A 23,946-nucleotide genomic window follows, 5' to 3' on the forward strand; every position below is an offset into this window, starting at 1 on the left:
TAGTAGATGCAGGCGAAGGTGATCATCCCGTTCCATCCCAGCGCGCCGGAATGGACGTGGCCGATGGTCCAGTCGGTATAATGCGACAGGCTGTTCACGGCCTTGATCGACAGCATCGGCCCTTCAAACGTGCTCATGCCGTAAAATGCGAGGGCCATGACCATCATGCGAATGATGGGATCGGTGCGGATCTTGTCCCAGGCACCGTTCAGTGTCATCAGGCCATTTATCATCCCGCCCCAGCTTGGCATCCACAAGACGATGGAGAACACCATACCAAGCGTTTGGGCCCAGTCGGGCAGTGCGGTGTAATGCAAATGGTGCGGCCCCGCCCAGATGTAGAGGAAGATCAACGACCAGAAATGGACGATTGAAAGGCGATAGGAATAGACCGGCCGTTCCGCCTGCTTGGGCACAAAATAATACATCATTGCAAGGAAACCGGCGGTCAGAAAAAATCCGACGGCGTTGTGGCCGTACCACCATTGGGTCAGCGCGTCCTGCACCCCTGCAAAGGCGCTATAGCTTTTGGAACCGAAGATGCTGACTGGCATCGACAGGTTGTTGACCAGATGCAGCATGGCCACGGTGATGATGAAGCTGAGGTAGAACCAGTTGGCGACATAGATATGCGGCTCTTTACGCTTTACGATGGTGCCAACAAAAACCGCCAGATAGCTCACCCAAACCACAGTCAGCCAGATATCGACATACCATTCGGGCTCGGCATATTCCTTGCCTTCGGTCACGCCCATTAAATAGCCGGTGGCCGCCAGAACGATGAACAGCTGGTAGCCCCAGAAAACAAAACGGGCGAGACCGGGGAAGGCGAGTCTCGCCCGGCACGTGCGCTGGACGACATAGAAACTTGTCGCGATCAGCGCATTGCCTCCAAATGCGAAAATGACGGCTGAGGTGTGCAACGGGCGCAGACGGCCGAAAGTGGTATATTCAAGGTTCAGGTTCAACGCGGGAAAAGCGAGCTGCAAAGCAATAATCAACCCGACCGTAAAGCCTGCAATGCCCCAGAATAATGTCGCAATCACCCCCCAGCGGATTGGATCATCATCATAACGGGACTGGACAGCCGACCCGCCAAGTGCGGGAAACCGCTGGGTTAGAAAATCAAACCCGTTCATCGATGCCAGCATCGCCAAGAGCGCGGCGACGCAGACAATCCCCATATGGAAGGAATAGGCCTGATCTGCCCCCGCCGCCATTGCAACGAAAGCAAGAAATGCCACAAACAACCACGCGCCCACACGTGTTAAAAGAATATCCATTACCGTTCCCCGACCGCTAGTCGATTAGCGGTTCAAGGGAGCGATGGGCTATTTGGGAAAAGCGTTCATTGACCTAGGTCAACAAACACGGACCGTGTTGATGCGCGGTTCACTCATCCCCGTAAATCGCAACCATTTTATCGCCCGCGCTCGTTGCTTTGCCGCGATACATTCCCGGCGTGTTGAAAGAAAAGGTCGCGGTGCCATCGGGGGCGGTCACGATCACGCCGCCTGTTCCGCCAAGCAGCGCCATTTCTTTCAGGACATGATCTGCCGCCACTTTGGAATCTTCCCCCAACATTCGCATCCGCGCGCAGATTTCATGCGCGACGCCCAGACGGATGAAGAATTCTCCGGCTCCAGTCGCTGATACGGCACACGCCCTGTTGTCGGCATAATTGCCAGCGCCGATGATCGGACTATCGCCGATCCGGCCCCAGCGCTTGCCGGTCAGGCCACCCGTCGACGTGCCCGCGGCGACATTGCCAGCTCCGTCGACCGCGACCGCGCCGACGGTTCCATATTTCAAGTCGACATCATACCAACCAAGTTTCTTCGCCTTCAATTCTTCCAATTGTCGCCAGCGTTCAGGGGTGGCGAAATAATCTGGGTTCACTTGCTCCAACCCCTGTTCGCGGCTGAATTCGTCCGCACCTTCGCGGCTCAGCATGACATGCGGGCTTTTTTCCATCACGGCGCGCGCAAGCAGGATCGGGTTTTTGGTATAACGCGCGCCTGTAACTGCGCCTGCGCCCAGGGTCTTGCCATCCATGATCGACGCATCAAGTTCGTTGATGCCTTTATAGGTAAACACGGCGCCTTTGCCGGCGTTGAAATGTTCGTCATCCTCCATGATCATGATTGCTGCGCTGACCGCATCCATCGCGGTTCCGCCCTTTTTCAAGACAGCAGATCCGGCCTCCAATGCGCGAGTCAAACCGGCGCGCGCGGCGGCGTCTTTTTCTGGCGGCATTGAATCACGCACCATGCTGCCTGCGCCGCCGTGAATAACCAATGTCCATTTCTTTTCCGCTGTCACGCTTTCTTCCTCTAAATCACGATCATGTGCGCCGGGATGCGCGGCAAGCGATGGTGCAACAGATAGTATCAATAGCAACCAGAATGAAATGGAAGATTTCGACATATTGATCCTTTGGCAGAGAAAAAACTGTAAAACTGCAGGCAATGCCCTCGGCTTTGGCCATATTTGTCGACAATAGGCCGCTAAATAAAGCCTAATATGGACTCTGCCAATTTGGTGCACCTTCGCGATTGCGGCCCAAATCTATTGCTTCTATATCGTGCTCATGTCTTCCATACGCCCATGGCGCGATATTGCGCGCCGCTCGTCTCGCCAGATCATGGTTGGTAACGTCCCTGTTGGCGGGGATGCTCCGATTACGGTGCAAACCATGACCAACACGCTGACCAGCGATGCCGGTGCGACGATTGACCAGATCCGCCGATGTGAAGATGCAGGCGCCGACATTATCCGCGTGTCCTGCCCCGATGTCGAAAGCACCGCCGCGCTCAAGCAGATTGTGCGTGCGGCGCATGTGCCCATCGTTGCCGATATCCATTTCCATTATAAACGCGCGCTTGAAGCCGCCGACGCAGGTGCGGCTTGTTTGCGGATAAACCCGGGCAATATCGGTTCGGCGGACCGCGTGAACGAGGTGGTGAACGCGGCCAAGGCTAATGGCTGCGCGATCCGGATCGGCGTAAATGCGGGCAGCCTTGAAAAAGACCTACTCGAAAAATATGGCGAGCCTTGTCCCGAAGCGCTAATTGAAAGCGCGCTCGACCATATCAAATTGCTGCAGGACCGTGATTTCCATGAATATAAGGTCGCGGTGAAAGCCTCCGACGTTTTTCTGGCTGTCGCTGCCTATATGGGTCTGGCCGATGCGGTCGATTGTCCGTTGCATCTGGGAATAACCGAAGCCGGTGGCCTGATTGGCGGAACGGTTAAATCTTCCATAGGTATGGGCAATCTTCTCTGGGCCGGGATCGGTGACACCATTCGCGTGTCGCTCTCCGCAGAACCGGAAGAAGAAGTCCGCGTCGGATATGAGATTTTGAAATCGCTGGGCCTGCGCACACGCGGAGTGCGGGTGGTGAGCTGCCCAAGCTGCGCGCGGCAGGGCTTTGACGTGATCCGCACGGTGCAGAAATTGGAAGATGCGCTTGGCCATATCAAGACGCCCATGAGCCTTTCGGTTCTGGGTTGCGTCGTCAATGGCCCGGGCGAGGCGCGCGAAACCGATATCGGCATCACCGGCGGCGGAAACGGCAAGCATATGGTCTATCTGTCCGGCGTGACCGACCATCATGTGGCGGATTCGGACATGATCAGCCACATCGTCAAACTGGTCGAAGCCAAAGCCGCCGAGATTGACGCAGGGTCGAGCGTCAGCATGGACACGCTGCACGGGAAGGCGGCTTGACATTTTTCTAGAATTTTAATATTTATTCTAGAAAGGTGGAAATATGGGTCTTAGCATAAAAAACGAAGAAACTGAGCGTCTTGTTCGTGAGCTCGCCAAGAGGCGCGGAGTAGGTGTTACCACTGCCATTCGGCTGGCCGTCAGCAACGAACTTTCCAAAGATTCACCGCTCAAAAAAGATCCGAAGAAGATGTTGGCGGCAATCAAGGAGATTCAGGGGCGTGTTGCTAAGCTCGGACCGATGCCATCCATGAGAGAAATGGATGATTGGCTATATGATGAAAACGGGTTGCCACATTGATCGTGCTTGATAGCTCTGCTTTGGTTGCGATATTGAAGCAGGAAGAAGATGCAGTTCAATTTCGAAACAAGCTGATTGACGCCACCGAACTTTTTATCGGCGCACCAACCAAATTCGAACTGTTGCTGGTCATGTCGCGATGGCAGCAGTTACCAGCGGCGGAATTGGCTAGGAGTTTACTTGATGCCGTCGGCGCAAAGGTCGTTGACTGGGATGATGAGATGGCCTCAATCGCGTTAGAGGCAGAATTTCGCTTTGGCAAAGGTCGCCACCCTGCTGCACTTAATTTCGGAGATTGCATGGCCTATGCGGTCGCCAAACTGCTAGATGCGCCCCTGCTGTTCAAAGGTAATGACTTCGCACAAACCGATATCCGGCCCGCACTTTGACCCTTTCGATCCGCCCCGCAAAACCCGCCGATCTTCCTCTCATCGCGCAGTTCATCCGCGACCTTGCGGACTATGAGCGCCTCGCGCATGAGGTGCGCTTTGACGAAGCTGAGCTTGGCGAGCGCTTGTTCGGCCAGAGTGCAGGGGGGCGTCCCTATGCCGAGGTACTGATAGGCGAGGTGGACGGTGCGGCGCAGGGCTTTGCGCTGTTCTTCCACAATTTCTCGACGTTTGAAGGCAAACCCGGCATATATCTGGAAGACCTGTTCGTGCGGCCCGAGGCGCGCGGGGTGGGGCTTGGCAAGGCATTCCTTCAACGATTGGCGCAGCTTGCGGTCGAACGTGATTGCGCGCGGCTGGAATGGTGGGTGCTCGACTGGAACGAACCGGCGATCCGTTTTTACAAAATGCTGGGGGCCAAGCCAATGGACGAATGGACAACATTCCGCGTGGATGGCGATGCATTGACGGCTTTGGCGGGTGATGCGTGACCGGCACGCTCGTATTCAGCCTGTTGCTTGCCGCCGCACCGTTGTCCGGCGCGCCAATGCCGGGACAACCGTCCGCCATAACGGAGCGCAATGCCAATCCGGAAACTTTAGCCTTTTTCGCCGAACGTAACGCGCAGGCCGATGTCGACCGCGCTTTGGCCGATGCACAAAAAAGCGGCACGACGGTGCTGGTCATCCTGGGTGCGAACTGGTGTCACGACAGCGTGGGTCTGGCCGGATGGCTCGACACGCCTCGCTTCATGGACATGATGCGCGACCGCTTCAGCATTGTCTATGTCGACGTCGGGACGCCGCAAATCGGCAAAGGGCGCAATCTCGATATCGCCCGGCGCTTTGGTATTAAAAAGGTCAAGAACACGCCGCTCGTCATGGCCATTTCCGCCGACGGCATATTGCTGAACAGCAAAAAGGACGCGATCGGCTGGCGCAATGCCGCCAGCCGGAACGAAGAAGACATCTACCGCTATTTTGCGACGTTCAAACCAGCGTCCTGATGTCGGGCCTCCACCCCCGTCCGGTCGTTCCATTCCTTGTAGCTTGCGGCGGAATTGCGACATTCTCGCTCATGGATGCGGTGATGAAAGATCTGGCGCTTGCGCTTGGTGCGTTCAACGCGGTGATGTGGCGCAACAGTCTGGGGGCGCTTTTCATGGGGCTATTGTTTGTGGGAATGCGGCAACGCTGGCCCACGGCGGCGGTGCTGAAGCTGCATCTTTGGCGCAGCATCGTCGTGTCGATCATGGCGGTCAGTTTCTTTTGGTCGATCACCCAACTGCCTTTGGCCGAAGCGATCGGTTTGAGCTTTGTCGCACCCGTCATCGCGCTGTATCTGGCGGCGGTTCTGCTCGGTGAAAAAATCGGGCGTGAGGCGATTTGGGCATCGGTTGCAGGTCTTTTGGGCGTGGTGGTTATCATGGCTGGGCGGCTGAGCGGGCATTATACCACCGGCCACTTATGGGGTGCCGCCGCCGTCCTGTTTTCCGCTGTGGTTTTTGCCTATAATCTGATTTTAGCCCGCAAACAGGCGCAGTTGGCGGGGCCAGTTGAAATTGCGTTTTTCCAAAACCTGTTCGTTGCGGCAACACTTAGTCTTGCCGCGCCGTGGTTTCTGGCACCTCTGCCGGTTGAAAAGGCACCGATGCTAGCAGGCGCCGCTGCACTGGCCATATTGTCGTTATTGCTGTTGAGCTGGGCCTATGCGCGGGCGGAGGCACAGATATTGATACCTGTGGAATATACCGGATTTGTGTGGGCTGCATTATTCGGGTGGCTGTTCTTTTCCGAACAAGTAACCTGGCCGGTATTATTCGGCACTGCGTTCATAGTTTGCGGCAGTTTAATTGCGGCAAGGGCAAAGCCGGTCCCTGTTAATCAAGTGGAAATTGCTATCGTCTAGGCTATTCGGGATGGCTTTCGCACAAAATTTCTCGACAATTGGCCGCAAATGGTGCGCATGGCAACACGGCCGTGCGGTGCGAAATGTCTTGGCCACCCCTGCTATCGCGCCGGTTGATGATGGCGTGATCCTGTTCTCCATGATCGGTACGGCGGTTGTGTTGCCTTATCTGGTTGCGGTGAAATCATTGCATCTGCAATTGCGTCGTGGACGGATTATCTTGCTGGATGATGGAACGCTGACCAACCCGGACAAGGCGGTTTTGGCGTATCATTGCGGAGATCCGCAGATTTTATCCTTTGCAGACATTACGACCGCGCCTTGTCCGAACGGCAATTGCTGGGAACGGTTACTTGCCATTCTGGATTTGCGTCTTGACCATTATGTCATCCAGCTTGATTCCGATACCGTGACCCTTGGTCCCGTGCCGGAAATAGCAGCCGCCATCGCCGACAATCGCAGCTTCACCCTTGGCGGCGGTATCGAAGATGTCGCGCACGGCTTTATGACTATACCACAGATGATCCGCGATATTTACCCAGATGGCCCTATCCATCAGCATATCCAATCGGTAATTGAATCTGCCCTGAGGGACATTCCTGACGCCGAAAGGCTTAAATATATCAGGGGTTGTGCCGGCTTTGCAGGCTTTTCCCGATCATCAAGCGGACGGGCGCTGGCTGAACGCTTTGCGGTCGACACGGGTCGTGTCGTTGGTCCAAGATTCAGCGAATGGGGCAGCGAGCAAGCGGCATCGAATTTTGTTGTCGCAAATGATCCTGATCCGATCCAGCTTCCTTATGATCGCTATACCAACCATTGGGAAGAAGACCTGCCAGTTGACCCAGCATTCATTCACTACATCGGGACTTATCGTTATGCCCGAGGTAGTTACGTAAGTTCGACCCGGCGCGCTATTGCCGCGCTTCAGGCCGCCAGCGCCGAATAGATCATTGTCTTGATTTCGCGCCGCACCGGATAGGTCGTGGACGGCATCAACTGTGTCATGAAAATCATGATGATGTCTTCAACAGGGTCCACGAAGAAGGCGGTCGAGTACATTCCGCCCCAATAAAAATCACCGGTTGAGCAGTGAACGAGCGTGGCGGCACTGTCGATCGTTGTGGCAAAGCCAAGACCGAAGCCGATGCCCGCCATGTCCGCTTCGCTAAACAGCGATTTGGACATCTGGGTCAGATCCTTGCCGCCGGGAAGATGGTTGGCCGTCATCAGCTCAAGCGTTTTGGGGCTAATGATCTGGACACCGTCCAAGGCTCCACCATTCAAGAGCATGCGGCAAAAGCGGTGGTAGTCCGCAACGGTCGAAGCCAGGCCACCGCCGCCGGAATTGAATGACCATCCCTTGGCCCAGAGGCTTTCGATTCCCGCTTTGTCAGACAGCTTCAACTTCGCCTCTGCATCGAAAACATAGGCTTCCGGTAATCGTCCCGCCTTGTCGGCAGGCACCGCGAAGAAGGTGTCGTTCATCCCGAGCGGGGCAAATATATGGTGCTGGAAATAGTCGGGCAGGCTCTGGCCGCTAATCCTTTCGATCAATATCCCCACAATGTCGGTCGCCACCGAATAATTCCACTCGGTTCCCGGGTCGAACTCCAACGGTATTTCGGCCAGTATATCGATAAAGCTTTGCGAAGTGTTGCGGCTCCAGCTTTCGACATCCGTCTTGCGATGCGCTGCGTCGATGTTGCTGCGTTCCTGAAAGCTATAGGTGAACCCGGCCGTGTGGCGCAGGAGGTCAACGATACGCATGGGCGTCGCGGGAGGGCGGGACACGAATGGGATATTGCCGCCGCCTGCGACAAAGACACCGAGCTTGGCAAATTCCGGTATATATTTGGCCACCGGATCGGTCAGGGCAACCTTGCCTTGTTCGACCAACTGCATGAACGCCACCGAAGTCACCGGCTTGGTCATCGACGCAATACGGAATATGGCGTCGTCGGCAACACCCGAGCTCCAGTTTAGCGCAATATCGTCGCCGCGACCGATCAGCAGCGATGCAAAGGGCAGTTTCCCATTGTCGAGATAATTCGCCTGCACGAATTCCGGTATCCGGGCGAGCCGTTCGGGAAGAAAGCCTAGCTCATGTGCGTTCATACTGCGGTTTGTCCTGTCAATTGACGCGTTACAGGGTGCGAGCTGGAAAGCCCGCCATCAACGGCAATCGCTTGTCCGTTCACATAGCTTGCCTGATCGCTGGCAAGGAACAAAGCGACATTTGCCAATTCTTCGGGCTGCGCCCCGCGGCGCAGGGGGTTCAGGCGACCGATCTTGTCGGTGACGCCCTTTTCCTTGGCATAATCAAATGTCGGCTTTGTCATGCCGGTTTCGGTAAGTCCGGGGCAAATGGCGTTGCAGCGGACATTGGTGCCCGACAATTGCTGGGCCGAAACCTTGGCCAGATTGATAACACCGGCCTTGGATGCCGAATAAGGCGGGCCGCCCGCACCGGACCGGATGCCGGCGACGCTGGCGGTCAGGATAATCGACCCGCCATTTCCGGCGTCGACCATTGCCTTGCCCGCATGTTTGACCATCAGCCACGGTCCAATCAGGTTCACCCGCAAAACACTGGTGAAGTTCTCGACCGTGTTGTCGATAATACCTTCCATACCGCCGGAAATACCTGCGTTCGCAAAGGCAATGTCGATATGCCCGTGCAGATCGATCGCCGTGGCGACCAGGGCAGCCACGTCGCTTTCGTCGCCTGCGTCCATTTGCACGGCGGTTGCCGCAGCGCCGATCATTTCAGCAGTCTCATGCACCGATGCGGCCATATCGCCCAGCACGACCTTTGCCCCTTCGGCGGCAAAGCGTACGGCCGATGCGCGGCCAATGCCTGATCCCACGCCCGTTATGATGGCAATTTTGCCGTCCAAAGCACCCATTAACCTACTCCTCCACCACTGCTGGTGACGCCACCGTCAATCACCATTGTCTGACCCGTCATAAAGGCCCCTGCTGGCGATGCCAGAAAAACCGCAGCGCCTGCAATCTCGTGCGGCTCGCCGATACGCTTGAGCGAGGCGGTCGCCGTGGATCGTTTCAACGTCGCTGGATCATCCCACAAAGCCTTGGCAAAATCCGTTTTGATAAGCCCCGGCGCAATGCAGTTCACCCGCACGCCGCGGGGGCCATATTCGTCCGCCAGATTGCGGGCAAGTTGCATATCGGCAGCTTTTGATATGCAATAGGCACCGATGACCGAAGAACCCTTCAGGCCGCCGATTGATGAAATGATGGTCACCGAACCTTCGCCGCGTTCTAACATTTCGGGCACGACCATCGAAATCAGCCAGTTGTTGGCGACGATGTTGTTGGTCAGTATTTTATGGAATGCCTCGTCCGAAATGTCGGCCATCGGTCCATAATAAGGGTTGGATGCCGCATTACAGACAAGCGCTGTGATTTTGCCAAAAGCCTTACGCGTTTCATCAACCAGATTTTGAAGGCTTTCCCTGGACGATATATTGGCGGCTATGGCGATGGCAGTGCCTTCGCCATATTTGCCGTTAATGTCGGCCGCAACCTCTTCGCAAATGTCGAGCTTACGGCTGGAAATTACGACCTTGGCGCCTTGTTCGGCCATTTCCCACGCAATCGCTTTGCCGATCCCGCGCGATGAGCCGGTGATTACGGCCACTTGGCCGGTCATGTCGAATAGCGACATATGTCTCTCCCTTAGTAACGCAAGGCTTAAGCCCCTGCTTTTTCAGCAAATTTCCAAGCGGAATCGGCCAGCGGGTAAACCCGTTCAGCCATCGCTTGCGCATGCGAGGAGCTTGCGGTGCCGTCGATGACTCGCTTTTTGATGCCCTGAATGATGCCCGCCAGACGAAAGAAATTATAGGCGAAATACCAGTTCATATCGGGCACACCATCACGGCCTGTCGCGGCGCAATAGCGTTCGACCATCGCGTCGAGTTCCGGAATGCCCAAGGCTGCGCGATCCAGATCCATGACGCCTGACCGGCCTTCATTTTGTGTGACCCACGCCATGGCGACATAGGTGAGGTCGGCAAGGGGGTCACCTAAAGTCGACAATTCCCAATCCAGCACGGCCCTGACCACAGGTTCCTTGGCATCGAAAATCATATTGTCGATGCGGTAGTCGCCATGGACGACGCTGGTACGGGTTTGCTCAGGCAAGGTCTTGGGCAGCCATTCGATCAACCGCTCCATTTCCGGCATGGCTTCGGTTTCGGCAAGGCGGTATTGTTTCGTCCAGCGTTCGACTTGTCGGTTGAAATAATTGCCGGGTTTGCCGAAGCTGGACAATCCTGCCGCTTCGACGTCCACATTATGTAGCGCCGCCAAAGTATCGATCATTGCCTCATAAGTGGCAGTGCGTTCGGCGGGGTTCGAACCGGGCATTGAACCGTCCCAGATGGTGCGGCCTTCGACCATATCCATGATATAGAACATTGCGCCGATCACGGTTTCATCGGTGCACAACCCATAAGGCTTTGCCACCGGAAATCCGGTTGGATGCAAACCGGCAATTACCTTAAATTCACGGTCCACCGCATGGGCACTGGGTAACAAAACGCCCAATGGTTTGCGTCGCAGCACATAAGACCCGCTTTTGGCATTCAGCCGATAGGTGGGATTGGATTGGCCACCGGCAAATTTCAATGCAACCACCGGTCCTTCAAAGCCGGCAACATTGGCAGACATCCATTCGGCAAGTTTAACTTCGTCCAACCTGTCCGCGCCGGTCGGAGCTACGGTACCTGAAAAAGCAGCTTGTGCATCGATCGGGGTAAGTTCGGTCATTGTGCAAATACGATGACCGAACGCGCCGCGTCACCGCGTTTCATTTGGTCAAAGCCCTCATTTATACGTTCCAGTGGAATCGTTTCGGAAATGATGCTGTCGAGATCGAGTAACCCGCGCATATAGAAATCGACGAGGCGTGGAATATCTACAGGGAAGCGGTTGCCGCCCATGATAGCTCCTTGCAGCTTCTTGCCAGACAGCAGATCCATTGCCGAAAGTCCGACCTGGTGCGACAGCGGCATCATGCCAAGGATAGTTGCCGTTCCGCCGCGCTTCAGCGACTTGACCGCAAGCTCGCCCGACGCTGGTCTGCCGACCGCCTCAATAGCGTGGTCGACGCCGCCTTTGGTCAGCTCCTGAATCTGTGCTGCCGCATTGTCCGCCAATGCATCGACAACATCGGTCGCGCCAAGCTTCATGGCGAGGGCCCGCTTTTCAGGCACAGGATCAGCCGCGATTATGCGTCCAGCTCCTGCTATTTTTGCCGCATTGATGGTGGCAAGGCCAACGCCGCCACAACCGATAACCGCGACGGTTTCGCCCGGTGTCACTTTGCAGGCGTTGAAAATTGTTCCGGCACCTGTGGTCACTGCACACCCAATAACCGATGCCTTATCGAGTGGCATTTCGGGGTTGATCGCAACACAGGCATGTTCGTGTACCAACATCATTTCGGCATAGGCCGACAGATTGAGCATCTGGTTCATGATGCTGCCATCGGACCGCGTGAGGCGCGGGGCATCCCCTGCTTTGCGACGGGTGTCGCTGCCAAGACAAAGCGACATCCGCCCGGTAACGCAGTATTCGCAATGGCCGCAAAAGGCGGAAAGGCAGGTGACGACGGCATCGCCGACTTTGACGGTGCGGACTTCGCTTCCCACCGCCTCGACAATACCTGCCGCCTCATGGCCGGGGATGGCGGGCAAAGGGTGCGGATAGGTGCCTTCGATAAAGTGCAGGTCGCTGTGGCAAAGCCCGCAGGCCGCGGTGCGGATTAGCACCTCATGCGGCCCGGGGTTTGATATATTGACCTGCTCAATTTGGAGCGGCTTGCCCGCTTCGATCAAGACGGCTGCTTTCACCGGGAAACCCCGATGTCGCCACTCGACATACCGTCTTTACCACGTCCGCCATGTTTGCCCAGTTCCATACGTGCAATGGCTCTTGCATGCACTTCGTCCGGACCGTCGGCCAGACGCAAGGTCCGCTGTCCGGCATAGGCATACGCAAGGCCATAGTCGTTGGAAACGCCACCGCCGCCATGGGCCTGAATGGCATCGTCGATGATTTTCAACGCCATATTGGGCGCCTGAACTTTTATCATCGCTATCTCGGCTGCGGCTGCCTTGTTGCCGACCTTGTCCATCATATCTGCGGCCTTCAGGCAAAGCAGGCGGGTCATTTCGATGTCGATACGCGCGCGTGCGATGCGTTCTTCCCACAGGCTGTGTTCGGCTATGGTCTTACCGAATGCGACGCGGCTTTGCAGACGCTTGCACATTTTTTCGAGCGCCTCTTCGGCAGTACCGATGGTACGCATGCAGTGGTGGATACGGCCCGGCCCAAGGCGGCCCTGCGCGATCTCGAAACCACGGCCCTCGCCAAGCAGCATATTGGCAGCAGGAATACGGACATCCTTCAATTCGATTTCCATATGCCCATGCGGTGCATCGTCATATCCGAACACTGGCAGGTGTCGCAGGATATTTACGCCGGGGGCGTCCAGTTCCATCAGCACCATTGACTGTTGTGCATGCCGTTTGGCCTCGAAATCGGTTTTGCCCATCACGATGGCAATTTTGCAGCGCGGATCGCCAGCACCCGAGGACCACCATTTCACGCCGTTCAATACATATTCGTCGCCTTCACGGCGGATAGATGTTTCGATGTTGGTGGCATCCGACGAGGCGACGGCCGGCTCGGTCATCAAAAAGGCCGAACGGATTTCTCCGTTCATCAATGGAATCATCCATTTCTGTTTCTGTTCCGCGCTGCCGTAACGCAGGAACACTTCCATATTTCCGGTGTCTGGCGCAGAGCAGTTGTAAACTTCTGACGCTATACCAATCCGGCCCATTTCTTCGGCGCACAAGGCATATTCCATATTGGTAAGGCCGGGGCCTTCGAATGCCACGCTGTCGTCTACGTGCACACGGCCAGACGTTGGCGGCATGAAGAGGTTCCAAAGGCCTGCAGCCTTTGCGCGAGCCTTTTCCTCTTCAACAACCTGCAGGACTTTCCATCGGCTTCCCGTTGCCTGTTCGGCATAATAATCTGCCATGCGTGGCCGAACGAACCGTTCATTGTGCTCGCGGATACGGTCCCGCCAATAGGTTTGCTTTTCGGTGAGATCGAAATCCATAATATATTATCCTCTACTAAATTTTAATTGACCGGTTAACTGGCAGACTCTGCCGCTGTGTTCAAGACGCGCAAACGTTCATTGTGACTTTCGCGCGAAATTGGGAAGTGCCGCAAGATGGATATGCCGATAATCCCGATAGTCAAAAGCGAGAGCATATAAAATAACGCAAAGTTGTTGAGTATTGCGATATCAATCTGGCCTGCAACAGCCTTTTCGGGAAAAGCTGAAAATGTCAAAATCATCCCGGCGAAAAAAGTACCGATTCCGACCGCGCATTTTTGTGTGAAAAAATAGCCTGCGAAAAAAAGTCCTTCTGACCGTCTGCCGGTTTCGGCTTCAGATGCCTCCACGACATCGGCAAACATGGAATTGGTCAGGATCATCATACCAACGGCAGCACTGTTGGCTAAGATTACAAAGCCGAACATGAACAACGGTTGCGGGTTGGCCGTACCGCCGGGCACCATGTCAAACAGCCAGCAGCAATACAACGCTGTGTTGATCGACAAGGTCAGTATGGCCAGCATGATTGCCCCATTTTTCTTGCCCATCTTATGCGAAACCGAAGGCACGATAAAGAACGCAATGATAACACTGGCGAACAATATCACGCCATAATATAGAAACTCCATTCGCTCCAACTGCCAAATATAACTCAGCAAATAATTGCTGAGCGCGAAAGTCATGCCTTGGTTGATAAGTCCAAATAATGCAGCGCAGGCCAGAATGACAAAAGCGCGGTTGGACAATGTTTCGCGCATTTCAAACAATGCCTGTCGCAAACTATGCGCGGGGCGAGCGGCAGGCGATTGTCGGGCGACATATCGATGCTGCGCTAGAGCAGAAAAAAGCACTGATCCGGTCATGATCAGCGCGCCGCATAACGAAAACGCATCATAGCCATCAGGATCGCCGACACCCTTTGCATCGGTAAAAAACAAGCCATAAGCGAGAATAAGAATGAGCAATCCACCGCCCCATGCACAGAGCAGCCGGTATCGCATGAGTACGGTGCGTTCGTCATAGTCAGAGGTGATTTCGGGGACCAGCGCGATGGATGGGATCTCGCACATCGCAATCAGAAAACGCGCAAGAATGGCGGTCGCAAACAACCATAGCAGAAGACCAGTCTCATCCAAAGCGGGGGGATGCCATAATAACATCCATGCCAAGCCGACCGGAATGGCCGCAGAATAAAGCCATGGCAGCCTTCGCCCCCAACGGCTTTGCGTCCGGTCACTCAATTCGCCAATCACCGGATCGGCCAACGCATCAAATATCAGCGCAGCCATGATGACGGTGCCGACAAGACCGGCATCCAGCCCCATAACCTGATTATAGAAAATCAGCAGAAAGACGGAAAATCCGTTATCTTTAATTCCGTAAGCAACCGCGCCGAGGCCATGAAAAATTTTCAATGATGCAGGAAGGCGAGTAGCTGATGTCATGCCGACATTGTATTCTTCGAAACTGCGGCGAATCGCATACGGGGGAGCTCCTCATTCCAAGCCTATGCTAGGGCCGCCAAGATGCCTGTCAATCAGCGCGCAAATGACGTTACGGCATACAACGATCACCGATAAGCACTTGCGTTTCGCACAGCGAAGGGCCAAATTTTAGCCAAGCAATTAACAGGAGAGCATGATGTCCGACCTTGAAACATTCCGTGCAGAAGCGCGCGCATGGCTTGAAGAAAATTGTCCCCCTGAAATGCGTACCCCGGTCAAAGGGGATGAAGATGTCTGCTGGGGTGGCCGCAATTTCAAGTTCCAGAGCGAAGCCCAGAAAATCTGGTTGGAGCGCTGTGCGGCCAAGGGTTACACCGTTCCCGATTGGTCCAAAGCTTATGGCGGAGCCGGACTGAGCCCACAGGAAACCAAGGCTCTCCGTCAGGAAATGGCAAAACTGGGCTGCCGCAGCCCGTTGAACAGCTTTGGCATATGGATGCTCGGACCGGCGCTGCTCAAATTCGGCACTGAAGAGCAGAAGGTGTATTATCTGAACCAGATCGCACGCGGTGAAATCCGCTGGTGCCAAGGCTATTCCGAACCGGGCTCAGGCAGCGACCTTGTGTCGATGCAAACCTTTGGCGAGGACAAGGGTGACCATTGGGTCGTGAATGGCCAGAAGATCTGGACATCTTATGCCGATCAGGCCGACTGGATTTTCTGCCTCGTCCGCACCGACAAGACAAATAAATATCAGGGCATCAGTTTCCTGCTGTTCGATATGGAAACGCCGGGCGTTTCGACAAAACCAATCAAGCTGATTTCGGGCAACTCGCCCTTTTGCGAAACCTTCTTCGACGATGTTGTTGTTCCCAAGCACCAGATTGTCGGTGAACTTAACCGCGGCTGGGATGTTGCGAAATATCTGTTGGGTCATGAACGCGAGATGATTTCCGGCATGGGCGGCGATGGCGGGGTGACTTCTATCGGCGCAGCGATGAAGGCTGTGTTGGCCGAAGAACCTGTGCTGCGCGCGCAAATGGCGCTGTTCGATGTCGACAACCTCACTTTCCGTGCCCATGGCGAACGTTTCATGGACGAATGGAAAACCGGCAAGGCGCATCCCGCTTATTCCAATCTGATGAAATATGTCGGCACCGAACTGAACAAGAAACGGAATGAGCTGGTCATGTCGATCGGCGGATCGCAGGCGCTGGAATGGGAAAGCGATCGGTCGAATGGCGGGTCCAAGGCGCGCAACTGGCTGCGGACCAAGGCGAACTCGATCGAAGGTGGCACCAGCGAGGTTATGCTGAACGTTGTGTCCAAACGTATACTTGAAATGCCGGGAGCATAACCATGGCGATGACATTGAACGAGGACCAGAATATGCTGCGCGACAGTGCCCGCGATTTCATGGCCAGCGAAGCGCCCGTCACCCATTTTCGCAAGTTTCGTGATATGGGATGCAAGGATGGTTTCAGCCATGATTTGTGGAAGCAATTTGCCGAAATGGGCTTTACCGGAATTCTGATCCCCGAAGCTGACGGCGGCATGGGCATGGGCCATATCGAAGCCGGGATCGTGCTCGAAGAAATCGGGCGCAATCTGTCACCTTCGCCGTTCCTGTCCACCTCCGTGGCGGCAGTGGAAGCATTGAAGCTGGCAGACAAGAACATGCGCGAACGCTGGTTTCCCGGCATTTTGGCAGGGGAAACGGTTATCGGTCTCGCCATCGATGAAGGCGTCAAACACCGGCCCGAGAAAATCGCCTGCACGGCAGAGCGCAGCGGTAACGGGTTCAAACTGTCGGGCCACAAGCAATTCGTCGTGCAAGGCACATCGTCCGACATGCTGATCGTTGCGGCGCGCACAGCTGGCGCGGCCGGCGAGACGGACGGGCTTACCTTGTTTGCTGTCGAAAAGGACGCTGCCGGATTATCAATGGAGGCCGCACGGCTGGTCGACTCGGCCATGGCCGCACATGTGACACTGGATGGCGTTCAGGTGGATGCCGACGCCGTTATCGGTGAAGTCGATGGCGGCTGGTCGGTCTTGGCCAAGGTGCTCGACGCGGGCCGCGTCGGCGCTGCCGCCGAAATGGTGGGTGTCGGCTCTGGCGCGATGGATATGACTTTTGAATATCTGAAAACCCGCAAGCAATTTGATCGCGTGATCGGCGAGTTTCAGGCGCTGCAACACCGCGCTGCGCATCTTTATGGCGAGATGGAGGGCGCACGTTCTATTGTGCTGAAGGCCCAGTCCTTGATTGACGATGGTCATGCCAAGGCCGAGCTTTATGTTGCCGCCGCAAAGGCAAAGGCCGGCCTTGCCTGCAATCTTGCCGTGCGCGAAGGCGTACAGATGCATGGCGGCATCGGCCTGACCGATGAATATGACATCGGCCTCTATATGAAGCGCGACCGCAGCCTGAACGAATTTTTTGGCGACGCTTATTATCACGCGGACCGCGTGGCGACGATGAACGGTTATTGAGTCACGTGCCCTTCTCTGGCGGGGCTTCAAAAGGAATAATGCACATGGATTTACAGACCCTATTCAACCTGAATGATCGTGTCGCGGTCGTCACCGGCGGTTCGCGGGGGATCGGCAAGATGATTGTCGAAGGATATTTGAACGCCGGATGCGCGCGCATTTATATCAGCGCCCGTAAAGTTGACCAGATCGAAGCGACTGTCGCTGAATATGGCGACAGGGTTATCGGCCTGCCTAGCGATCTTTCGACTGTCGAAGGTTGCAACGCATTGGCGGCGCAAATTGCCGAACGCGAAGAAAAGGTTGATATCCTCGTGAATAATGCGGGCGCAGCGTGGGGTGCGGATTTTGGAACCGTCACAGACGCGCAATGGGACCGGGTGATGGATTTGAACGTCAAAGGCTTGTTTTTCCTGACGCAAGCCCTGCATCCGTTGATGAAGAAGGCCGCAACATTTGAACGGCCCGGTAAAGTCATTAATATAGCCTCGATTGATGGCATCAAGATCAACCCGTGGCAGACTTATGCCTATCAAGCGTCGAAAGCTGCGGTGATCCACCTGACCCGCCGCTTGGCCGCCGAGCTGGTCAAGGATAACATATTGGTCAGTGGTATTGCTCCCGGCGCCTTCCAGTCTGAAATGAACAAGGCGGCACGCGATCATGGTGATGCGGTCGCGAAAAACATCCCGTTTCCGCGAATCGGCACACCCGAAGATATGGCGGGTCTTGCGATCTTTTTGGCGGCGCGCTCAGGGGATTACATTGTCGGTGATACACTCGCGTGCGATGGCGGGATTGCTTATTCCAGCCTGCCGGGCAACGGCATCGCACCCTGATTGCAACCTTCCGCTACGGCATTGGAGCTAGTTGCAAAATATGCAACTAGCCCTTTTCTTTTCGCAATTGCAGCAAAAGCAACTGCCGGTTAATTCACTCTTCGACGGTGAGAAATCACCGAAACGCACTTTAACCGGCGGGCACTCTCCTCCTCTCTCCCTCGCCCCCGGTTGAATCGAACGGCCTCCATGCACTGCGTGGGGGCCGTATTCGTTGGGGCGTTTGACTTGTTCTCTATTTTGTCCACCACGAATCGGTTCGGCTGTGGATAAGTCGTCTTTTTCCCCTTTGTGCGACTCGGATTGTCATGACACCTTCAGGTCATCAGGCAAGACCGCTACGATGCAAAGCCGGACCGGAAACGGGAAAGTGGAGCGGAACAGAGGAAATGCAGGATCGCCAAATCAGCAGGCAGCCTAGTCGCAAGACCAAGGAAATGTAGCAGAGGCGGTGGGTACAAAGAAAACGAACATCAAGTGCGGCATCATGCAAATGACGCAACGCCGGGTGGGATACCCAAAGTGCCAAGGCGAACCAATATGGCTTTCGGGTCAAGTTGGGGAACCGGACGTCAGAAAGCGGAAAGAATGGCCCTTGTGGCCAAGGACTTCCAACCTCGGACGCAGTGGGCGCTGGTAGCAATACCAGCGCCCATTTATTTTCTGCAAATGCGGCGGGGAAAAAGCATGTTCATCGGGCATTGGGCACCCGCCTTGGTCGCGGCAACTTCCAAAAATGCACCGAGCCTGCCTGTCCTTTTCGTTGCGGCGCAACTGGTTGATTGGGCCTTTTTTCTGCTCCTGATATTCGGAATTGAAGCGATGCGGGTGACCCCCGGTATATCGGTAATGAACCCTCTGGATCTTTATCACATGCCCTTTACGCATAGCCTGTTGGGATCATTGATCTGGGCATCAGGCTTTGGCGCGCTTGTTTATGCCTTCAGTCGCAACCAATCCGCGGCAGTCATTGCCGCTTTGGTGGTTCTGTCGCACTGGTTTCTCGATTTGTTGGTCCATGTGCCCGATCTGACATTGGCGGGGAGCGAACCGAAGCTAGGCTTCGGGCTGTGGAACCATCCGGTCATCGAGATGCCACTGGAACTCGCTCTGACATTTGGTGCCCTGTGGTTCTTTGCGCTCAAGGCAAAGCCCAAGCGGCTTCCGTTGCTCGTTCTCGCGGCGTTACTGCTAGCCTTTCAGGCGGTGAACTGGTTCGGTCCGGTCGAACCCGAGGTCACCTTGGGAACCAGCCTGTTGGCCTTTGTGGCGTTCGGTCTTTTAACCCTGGCGTCCTGGTGGACCGCACGCAGCGTATCTGCCTGAAACCGGTTCAAAGCCACTGGCCAAAATCCTGCACCCTCGCTAAGGCGCATCCATGTCCGAGATCACACCCCAAATCGTCGCCGACCACGGTCTGAATGAAGAAGAATATGCGCGCATTCTGCATGCGATGGGGCGAGAACCCAATCTGGTCGAGCTAGGTATTTTTTCGGTGATGTGGTCGGAGCATTGCTCCTATAAATCTTCGCGTATCCATTTGAAGAAACTGCCAACCAGCGCCCCTTGGGTCATTTGCGGTCCCGGCGAAAATGCAGGCGTAATCGACATTGGCGATGGGCCAAACGGCACCAAGCTGGCAGCCATCTTCAAAATGGAATCGCACAACCACCCCAGTTATATCGAGCCTTATCAGGGCGCGGCTACGGGCGTTGGCGGAATCTTGCGCGACGTGTTCACCATGGGCGCGCGGCCGGTGGCGAACCTGAATGCGTTGCGTTTCGGACGGCCCGACCATCCGAAGATGAAGCATCTGGTGCAGGGCGTGGTTGCCGGCATTGGCGGTTACGGCAATTGCGTCGGTGTGCCGACTGTGGGCGGCGAAACCAATTTCCACCCGGCTTATGACGGAAATATTCTGGTCAATGCGATGACCGTCGGCATCGCGGATCAGAACAAGATTTTCTATTCGGCCGCAACGGGCGTTGGCAACCCCATCGTCTATGTCGGCAGCAAGACAGGACGCGACGGAATCCATGGCGCGACCATGGCGTCGGCTGATTTTGGTGAAGATACCGAAGAAAAGCGGCCCACGGTGCAGGTCGGCGATCCCTTTACGGAAAAGCTGCTGATTGAGGCTTGCCTTGAACTGATGGCGTCGGATGCTATTGTTGCAATTCAGGATATGGGTGCCGCAGGGCTAACCAGTTCCAGCGTGGAAATGGCCACAAATGGCAAGGCGGGCATCATTCTCGACATGGACAAGGTGCCATGCCGTGAAGTGGGGATGACCCCTTATGAAATGATGCTGTCCGAATCGCAGGAACGCATGTTGATGGTCCTGAAACCGGGACGTGAGGAATTTGCCAAGGCGATCTTCGACAAATGGGAACTCGACTTCGCCGTGATCGGAGAGGTGACCGATACCGGACACATGGTTCTGACGTGGAAAGGCGAAACCGTGTGCGACATTCCGCTTGGCCCATTGGCCGAGGACGCACCGCTCTACGACCGACCCGCCGCCACCAAGGAAGAATATAAGGCATGGGCCAAGGTCAAGCCGCTGGGCGATATTCCGGAAAGCACCGACATCGGTGCCGACCTGCTCAAGCTGATGGCCTGCCCTGACCTGGCTTCACGCGCTTGGATCTGGCAGCAATATGATAGCCAGGTCGGCGGCGATACGGCGCAGCTTTCGGGCGGTGATGCAGCAGTAGTCCGCATTCACGGCACCAACCGCGCGCTTGCCATGAGCACCGACTGCACGCCGCGCTATTGCTATGCCGACCCCTATGAAGGCGGCAAGCAGGCGGTGGCCGAAACCTACCGCAACATCTGCGCGGTTGGTGCCACTCCGTTGGCCATCACCAACTGCCTCAACTTCGCCAACCCGCAGCGCCCCGAAATCATGGCGCAGATTGTGGGCTGTCTCGAAGGCATGGCCGACGCCTGCCGCGCTCTCGATTACCCGATCGTGTCGGGCAATGTGAGCCTCTACAATGAAAGCAAGGCGACCGGTGGTGGCAGCGCGATTTTACCGACGCCTGCGATTGGCGGCGTGGGAGTGCTCGAAGACGTGAGCAAGATGGCGACCATCGGGTTTAAGGCGGAGGGCAACGCGATCTGGATTGTCGGCGGTGATCGATCAATCGAACCGGAAATTGGTCAATCGATCTGGCTGCGCGAAATCCACGGCCAAGAAACCGGAGTGCCCCCAAAAGTTGATCTTCAACGCTGCCGAAAGACTGCTGAATTTGTTCGAGCAGTTATTGATGCGGCAGCGGTGAATGCTGTTCATGATGTTTCGGATGGAGGCATTATGGTTTCCATCGCCGAAATGGCTCTTGCTGGAAACCTTGGTGCCAATCTCGACAATGTTGAGGCTATTGGAGACTGGAGTGATCGCAGCCGCATTGAAGAGGAAACCCAGCGTGTCATTCAGTGTCTTTTTTCAGAGACTCAGGATCTCTACATAGTGACAACCTCCACCCGTGAGGAGGCATTTGTAGCTATGGCAAACGCAGCGGAAATTCCATTTTTGCTCATCGGTAACGTCCATGGCGACTGCATCGATTTCGAAAATTTCGACGATGATTTGCGGATACCCCTCACCGACCTCCGCGCCGCGCACGAAAGCTTCTTCAAAGAGTGGATGGAACAATAAACACCTCCATCGGTTTTACCTTGTTATGATTACAAGATATTCCGGCAAACCACTGGTTCAAAAACTGGGGTACAAAGACGGTATGCGCGTGTGGTTTGATTCCATGCCCGATAGCGTCCGCGCGGAAATTGCCGAGGCGGGATTGATCCTTTCCGAAGACCGTGTGCCTACATCCGGGGTTCAAGCGGCACATATTTTCGTAACTGACAGGATTGCGCTGGCTGAAAAGCTGGAAGCGTTGCGTAAGGTCATAGACCCGGCCGGATTCATATGGGTCAGTTGGCCCAAAAAGACTTCAAAAGTACCCTCGAGTTTAACTGAAGATACCATCCGGGCCGTCATCAAGCCCTCAAACGATCTGGTCGATGTGAAGGTCTGTGCGGTCGATGCCGTGTGGTCGGGGCTAAAATTGATGATCCGCAAAGACCTTCGCTAGGCGTTCAGCCCCACCGAATTCATAAAATCATTTGAAAATGCATTGCGCTCGGCGTGATCGGGCAAGATTAATGATCGCGCCGCGTTCCAACGGTCGACATTGCCGCCATAGGCCGCGCGCACGCGTGCCCGCGTCAGATGGTTGGTTTTGCCCCAATGCATCGTATACGGCATTCCTGCCTCCGAAAATCGTTGCGCCACCAGTTTGATAAGCGCTTGGGTCGCTTTGGAATCAATGCCGTCAATGTCGATCACACAGGTCGGATCATAGCGGGTAAAGGACAAGATGCCCGGCGATTTTTGGGCGTAACGGCACGTCAAAACGACACCGGCTTTCTTGTGCGAACGGAAAGCAGCGGCCATGATTTCAAGCGCCCGGCTGGTTTGCGATAGCGGTACCCCAAAGCCGCTGCTCGCGACGCCCCTGCGCGCATCGGTAAAAGTATAAGCCTGACCGGGCGTTTTCCATTTTTCTGGCTCGTCTGCCTGATTCTCTTCTTTCAGCATTATTTCCATCAGCAACCATGTCGCAAGATCGCGGATTTCGGGGCTAAGTTTGATGATGTCGCCAACAAGCTTGGGCAGATCGGTTCCGTCGGTATTTTCCTTTTTTAGATCATATTTGGCGATATGATTGGGCGGGCAAAATTCCTTGTAGCGCACAGTGCAGAAAACACGGGCACGATCGCCTTCTTCCCACAGATCATCGGGGTCGACGATGGCTTGAAAGAAATAGGGCCTCCGCGATTCGTCTGGAATGCCAGAGCCTTGAAAATTCAACGAATTAAGGGCGGTTTTAATGCGGCCATACCGGATGCGGCGCAGCGACGAATTGAGCAGATAGCGTCCGGTTGAACGGATCATAACAGAATGGACAATGCCCAACGATCCAAGGCTGACAATTGCTGCTTCAAACTGATTGTCATCGCGCACCAGGGTCGCCCCCAGCCTTGCGGCAAAATTGTCCGCCATCGCAGGGGCGCTTGCGCGCTCGATCCAAAGGTTGCGATTTGCGCTTAAAAGCTGGATGCCGACAACCTGGCTTTCCATTCCCGCGACGTCGATTGCCGATCCGTGCACGCCTGTACCAAGCGCGCCTGCGATGGTTTGTCCATTGCTCGCACCCGAAGTGCGAAGCGCGCGGCGGCGGCGGCTGTCAGGCAATACCGAATTTGGTGATTCCAGCGTCTCGTTTATCCGGGCGATCAACGTACCACATTGGCAGAGCAACAATTCGTCGTGCGTAACCTCTGCATGGGGATGAAGGTCGCTAGCTCCAAATGTGAAACGCCAGTCAAGCTTGCCAGTTTCCACGATCCAGCCATTGGCAACCGTCGGGATATCCGAAAATGACCAATGTGATCCGGCGGCGCGGATTCTCTGGCCAGCGGCGAGAGCATCGCGGATAACATTTTGCACCCGCATTGCGGTTGCTTTCATACCGTTTAATGAGGTGGGGACAGTCTTATCGTTGCGGACGGTAAGTATTTTGGCAACCGGTACGCTGATATTTTCGTGATGGTTTTGCCAGTTTGTGGCGTTGCGGACATCGATAAAATTGTCGGGCATGA

23 protein-coding genes are annotated in these 23,946 nt (G+C 55.4%); 13 read left to right on the forward strand and 10 right to left on the reverse strand.

Features of this window, described 5'->3' with window-relative positions:
* On the reverse strand, nt 1-1,283 hold a 1,283-nt coding region (gene ccoN, locus ACEW72_RS13005), incomplete at its 3' end, for a cytochrome-c oxidase, cbb3-type subunit I (RefSeq protein WP_373476818.1).
* Between the two features lie 109 nt (nt 1,284-1,392).
* A complete protein-coding gene (locus ACEW72_RS13010; protein WP_373476819.1) occupies nt 1,393-2,427 on the reverse strand; it encodes an isoaspartyl peptidase/L-asparaginase family protein in 1,035 nt (344 codons plus the stop codon).
* A 163-nt stretch (nt 2,428-2,590) separates the two neighbouring features.
* Here ACEW72_RS13010 and ispG point away from each other — a divergent pair, with 163 nt between their 5' ends.
* From ispG to ACEW72_RS13045, 7 genes are read left to right on the forward strand one after another with little or no spacing between them, the layout of a single operon-like run.
* Nucleotides 2,591-3,730: a flavodoxin-dependent (E)-4-hydroxy-3-methylbut-2-enyl-diphosphate synthase gene (ispG, locus tag ACEW72_RS13015; protein ID WP_373476820.1), complete on the forward strand. Its 1,140-nt coding sequence runs from the start codon at nt 2,591-2,593 to the stop codon at nt 3,728-3,730.
* A gap of 43 nt (nt 3,731-3,773) precedes the next feature.
* A complete protein-coding gene (locus ACEW72_RS13020) occupies nt 3,774-4,031 on the forward strand; it encodes a type II toxin-antitoxin system VapB family antitoxin (RefSeq protein WP_373476821.1) in 258 nt (85 codons plus the stop codon).
* Nucleotides 4,032-4,033: 2 nt separating this feature from the next.
* Nucleotides 4,034-4,420 (forward strand): type II toxin-antitoxin system VapC family toxin, encoded by a 387-nt coding sequence (locus tag ACEW72_RS13025; RefSeq protein WP_373476822.1) that lies wholly within the window; start codon nt 4,034-4,036, stop codon nt 4,418-4,420.
* Nucleotides 4,417-4,911, forward strand: coding sequence for an N-acetyltransferase family protein (locus tag ACEW72_RS13030; protein ID WP_373476823.1), 495 nt, complete (start codon nt 4,417-4,419; stop codon nt 4,909-4,911). Before ACEW72_RS13025 ends, ACEW72_RS13030 begins: the two co-directional genes overlap by 4 nt.
* On the forward strand, nt 4,908-5,426 hold the full coding sequence (locus ACEW72_RS13035; protein WP_373476824.1) for a thioredoxin family protein: 519 nt from the start codon (nt 4,908-4,910) through the stop codon (nt 5,424-5,426). The genes ACEW72_RS13030 and ACEW72_RS13035 overlap by 4 nt, the downstream gene beginning before the upstream one ends.
* Nucleotides 5,426-6,328, forward strand: a complete 903-nt coding sequence (locus ACEW72_RS13040) for a DMT family transporter (RefSeq protein WP_373476825.1) — start codon at nt 5,426-5,428, stop codon at nt 6,326-6,328. The genes ACEW72_RS13035 and ACEW72_RS13040 overlap by 1 nt, the downstream gene beginning before the upstream one ends.
* A gap of 10 nt (nt 6,329-6,338) precedes the next feature.
* Nucleotides 6,339-7,277, forward strand: a complete 939-nt coding sequence (locus tag ACEW72_RS13045; protein ID WP_373476826.1) for a hypothetical protein — start codon at nt 6,339-6,341, stop codon at nt 7,275-7,277.
* On the opposite strand, the gene ACEW72_RS13050 is transcribed toward ACEW72_RS13045, so the two are convergent.
* From ACEW72_RS13050 to ACEW72_RS13080, 7 genes are read right to left on the reverse strand one after another with little or no spacing between them, the layout of a single operon-like run.
* Nucleotides 7,256-8,446: a serine hydrolase domain-containing protein gene (locus ACEW72_RS13050; RefSeq protein WP_373476827.1), complete on the reverse strand. Its 1,191-nt coding sequence runs from the start codon at nt 8,444-8,446 to the stop codon at nt 7,256-7,258. The two genes, ACEW72_RS13045 and ACEW72_RS13050, sit on opposite strands and share 22 nt — an antisense overlap.
* On the reverse strand, nt 8,443-9,237 hold the full coding sequence (locus ACEW72_RS13055; RefSeq protein WP_373476828.1) for an SDR family NAD(P)-dependent oxidoreductase: 795 nt from the start codon (nt 9,235-9,237) through the stop codon (nt 8,443-8,445). Before ACEW72_RS13055 ends, ACEW72_RS13050 begins: the two co-directional genes overlap by 4 nt.
* Nucleotides 9,237-10,019 (reverse strand): SDR family oxidoreductase, encoded by a 783-nt coding sequence (locus tag ACEW72_RS13060; RefSeq protein ID WP_373476829.1) that lies wholly within the window; start codon nt 10,017-10,019, stop codon nt 9,237-9,239. The genes ACEW72_RS13055 and ACEW72_RS13060 overlap by 1 nt, the downstream gene beginning before the upstream one ends.
* Before the next feature lie 26 nt (nt 10,020-10,045).
* The gene (locus tag ACEW72_RS13065; protein ID WP_373476830.1) at nt 10,046-11,125 is read right to left on the reverse strand and encodes a phosphotransferase family protein; all 1,080 of its coding nucleotides are present in this window, start codon (nt 11,123-11,125) and stop codon (nt 10,046-10,048) included.
* The gene (locus ACEW72_RS13070; protein ID WP_373476831.1) at nt 11,122-12,210 is read right to left on the reverse strand and encodes a Zn-dependent alcohol dehydrogenase; all 1,089 of its coding nucleotides are present in this window, start codon (nt 12,208-12,210) and stop codon (nt 11,122-11,124) included. The genes ACEW72_RS13065 and ACEW72_RS13070 overlap by 4 nt, the downstream gene beginning before the upstream one ends.
* The gene (locus ACEW72_RS13075; protein ID WP_373476832.1) at nt 12,207-13,490 is read right to left on the reverse strand and encodes an acyl-CoA dehydrogenase family protein; all 1,284 of its coding nucleotides are present in this window, start codon (nt 13,488-13,490) and stop codon (nt 12,207-12,209) included. The genes ACEW72_RS13070 and ACEW72_RS13075 overlap by 4 nt, the downstream gene beginning before the upstream one ends.
* Before the next feature lie 35 nt (nt 13,491-13,525).
* A complete protein-coding gene (locus ACEW72_RS13080) occupies nt 13,526-14,941 on the reverse strand; it encodes an MFS transporter (RefSeq protein WP_373476833.1) in 1,416 nt (471 codons plus the stop codon).
* A gap of 196 nt (nt 14,942-15,137) precedes the next feature.
* Between ACEW72_RS13080 and ACEW72_RS13085 the strand changes: the two genes are divergently transcribed.
* The 6 genes from ACEW72_RS13085 to ACEW72_RS13110 all read left to right on the forward strand — a co-directional run bounded on the left by ACEW72_RS13085 (nt 15,138) and on the right by ACEW72_RS13110 (nt 22,376).
* Nucleotides 15,138-16,298 (forward strand): acyl-CoA dehydrogenase family protein, encoded by a 1,161-nt coding sequence (locus ACEW72_RS13085; protein WP_373476853.1) that lies wholly within the window; start codon nt 15,138-15,140, stop codon nt 16,296-16,298.
* 2 nt (nt 16,299-16,300) lie between these two features.
* Nucleotides 16,301-17,437 carry an acyl-CoA dehydrogenase family protein gene (locus ACEW72_RS13090; protein ID WP_373476834.1) on the forward strand — a complete coding sequence of 379 codons (1,137 nt, stop codon included), beginning with the start codon at nt 16,301-16,303 and terminating at the stop codon, nt 17,435-17,437.
* Between the two features lie 44 nt (nt 17,438-17,481).
* Nucleotides 17,482-18,276 carry an SDR family NAD(P)-dependent oxidoreductase gene (locus ACEW72_RS13095; protein WP_373476835.1) on the forward strand — a complete coding sequence of 265 codons (795 nt, stop codon included), beginning with the start codon at nt 17,482-17,484 and terminating at the stop codon, nt 18,274-18,276.
* Between the two features lie 687 nt (nt 18,277-18,963).
* On the forward strand, nt 18,964-19,602 hold the full coding sequence (locus ACEW72_RS13100; protein WP_373476836.1) for a hypothetical protein: 639 nt from the start codon (nt 18,964-18,966) through the stop codon (nt 19,600-19,602).
* A gap of 52 nt (nt 19,603-19,654) precedes the next feature.
* Nucleotides 19,655-21,940, forward strand: coding sequence for a phosphoribosylformylglycinamidine synthase subunit PurL (gene purL, locus ACEW72_RS13105; RefSeq protein WP_373476837.1), 2,286 nt, complete (start codon nt 19,655-19,657; stop codon nt 21,938-21,940).
* A 25-nt stretch (nt 21,941-21,965) separates the two neighbouring features.
* A complete protein-coding gene (locus ACEW72_RS13110; RefSeq protein ID WP_373476838.1) occupies nt 21,966-22,376 on the forward strand; it encodes a hypothetical protein in 411 nt (136 codons plus the stop codon).
* Here ACEW72_RS13110 and ACEW72_RS13115 read toward each other — a convergent pair.
* Nucleotides 22,373-23,944, reverse strand: coding sequence for a hypothetical protein (locus ACEW72_RS13115; protein ID WP_373476839.1), 1,572 nt, complete (start codon nt 23,942-23,944; stop codon nt 22,373-22,375). The genes ACEW72_RS13110 and ACEW72_RS13115 overlap by 4 nt on opposite strands.
* Between the last annotated feature and the right edge of the window lie 2 nt (nt 23,945-23,946).

Source organism: Sphingorhabdus sp. (assembly GCF_041737645.1).
GTDB lineage: Bacteria > Pseudomonadota > Alphaproteobacteria > Sphingomonadales > Sphingomonadaceae > Sphingorhabdus_B.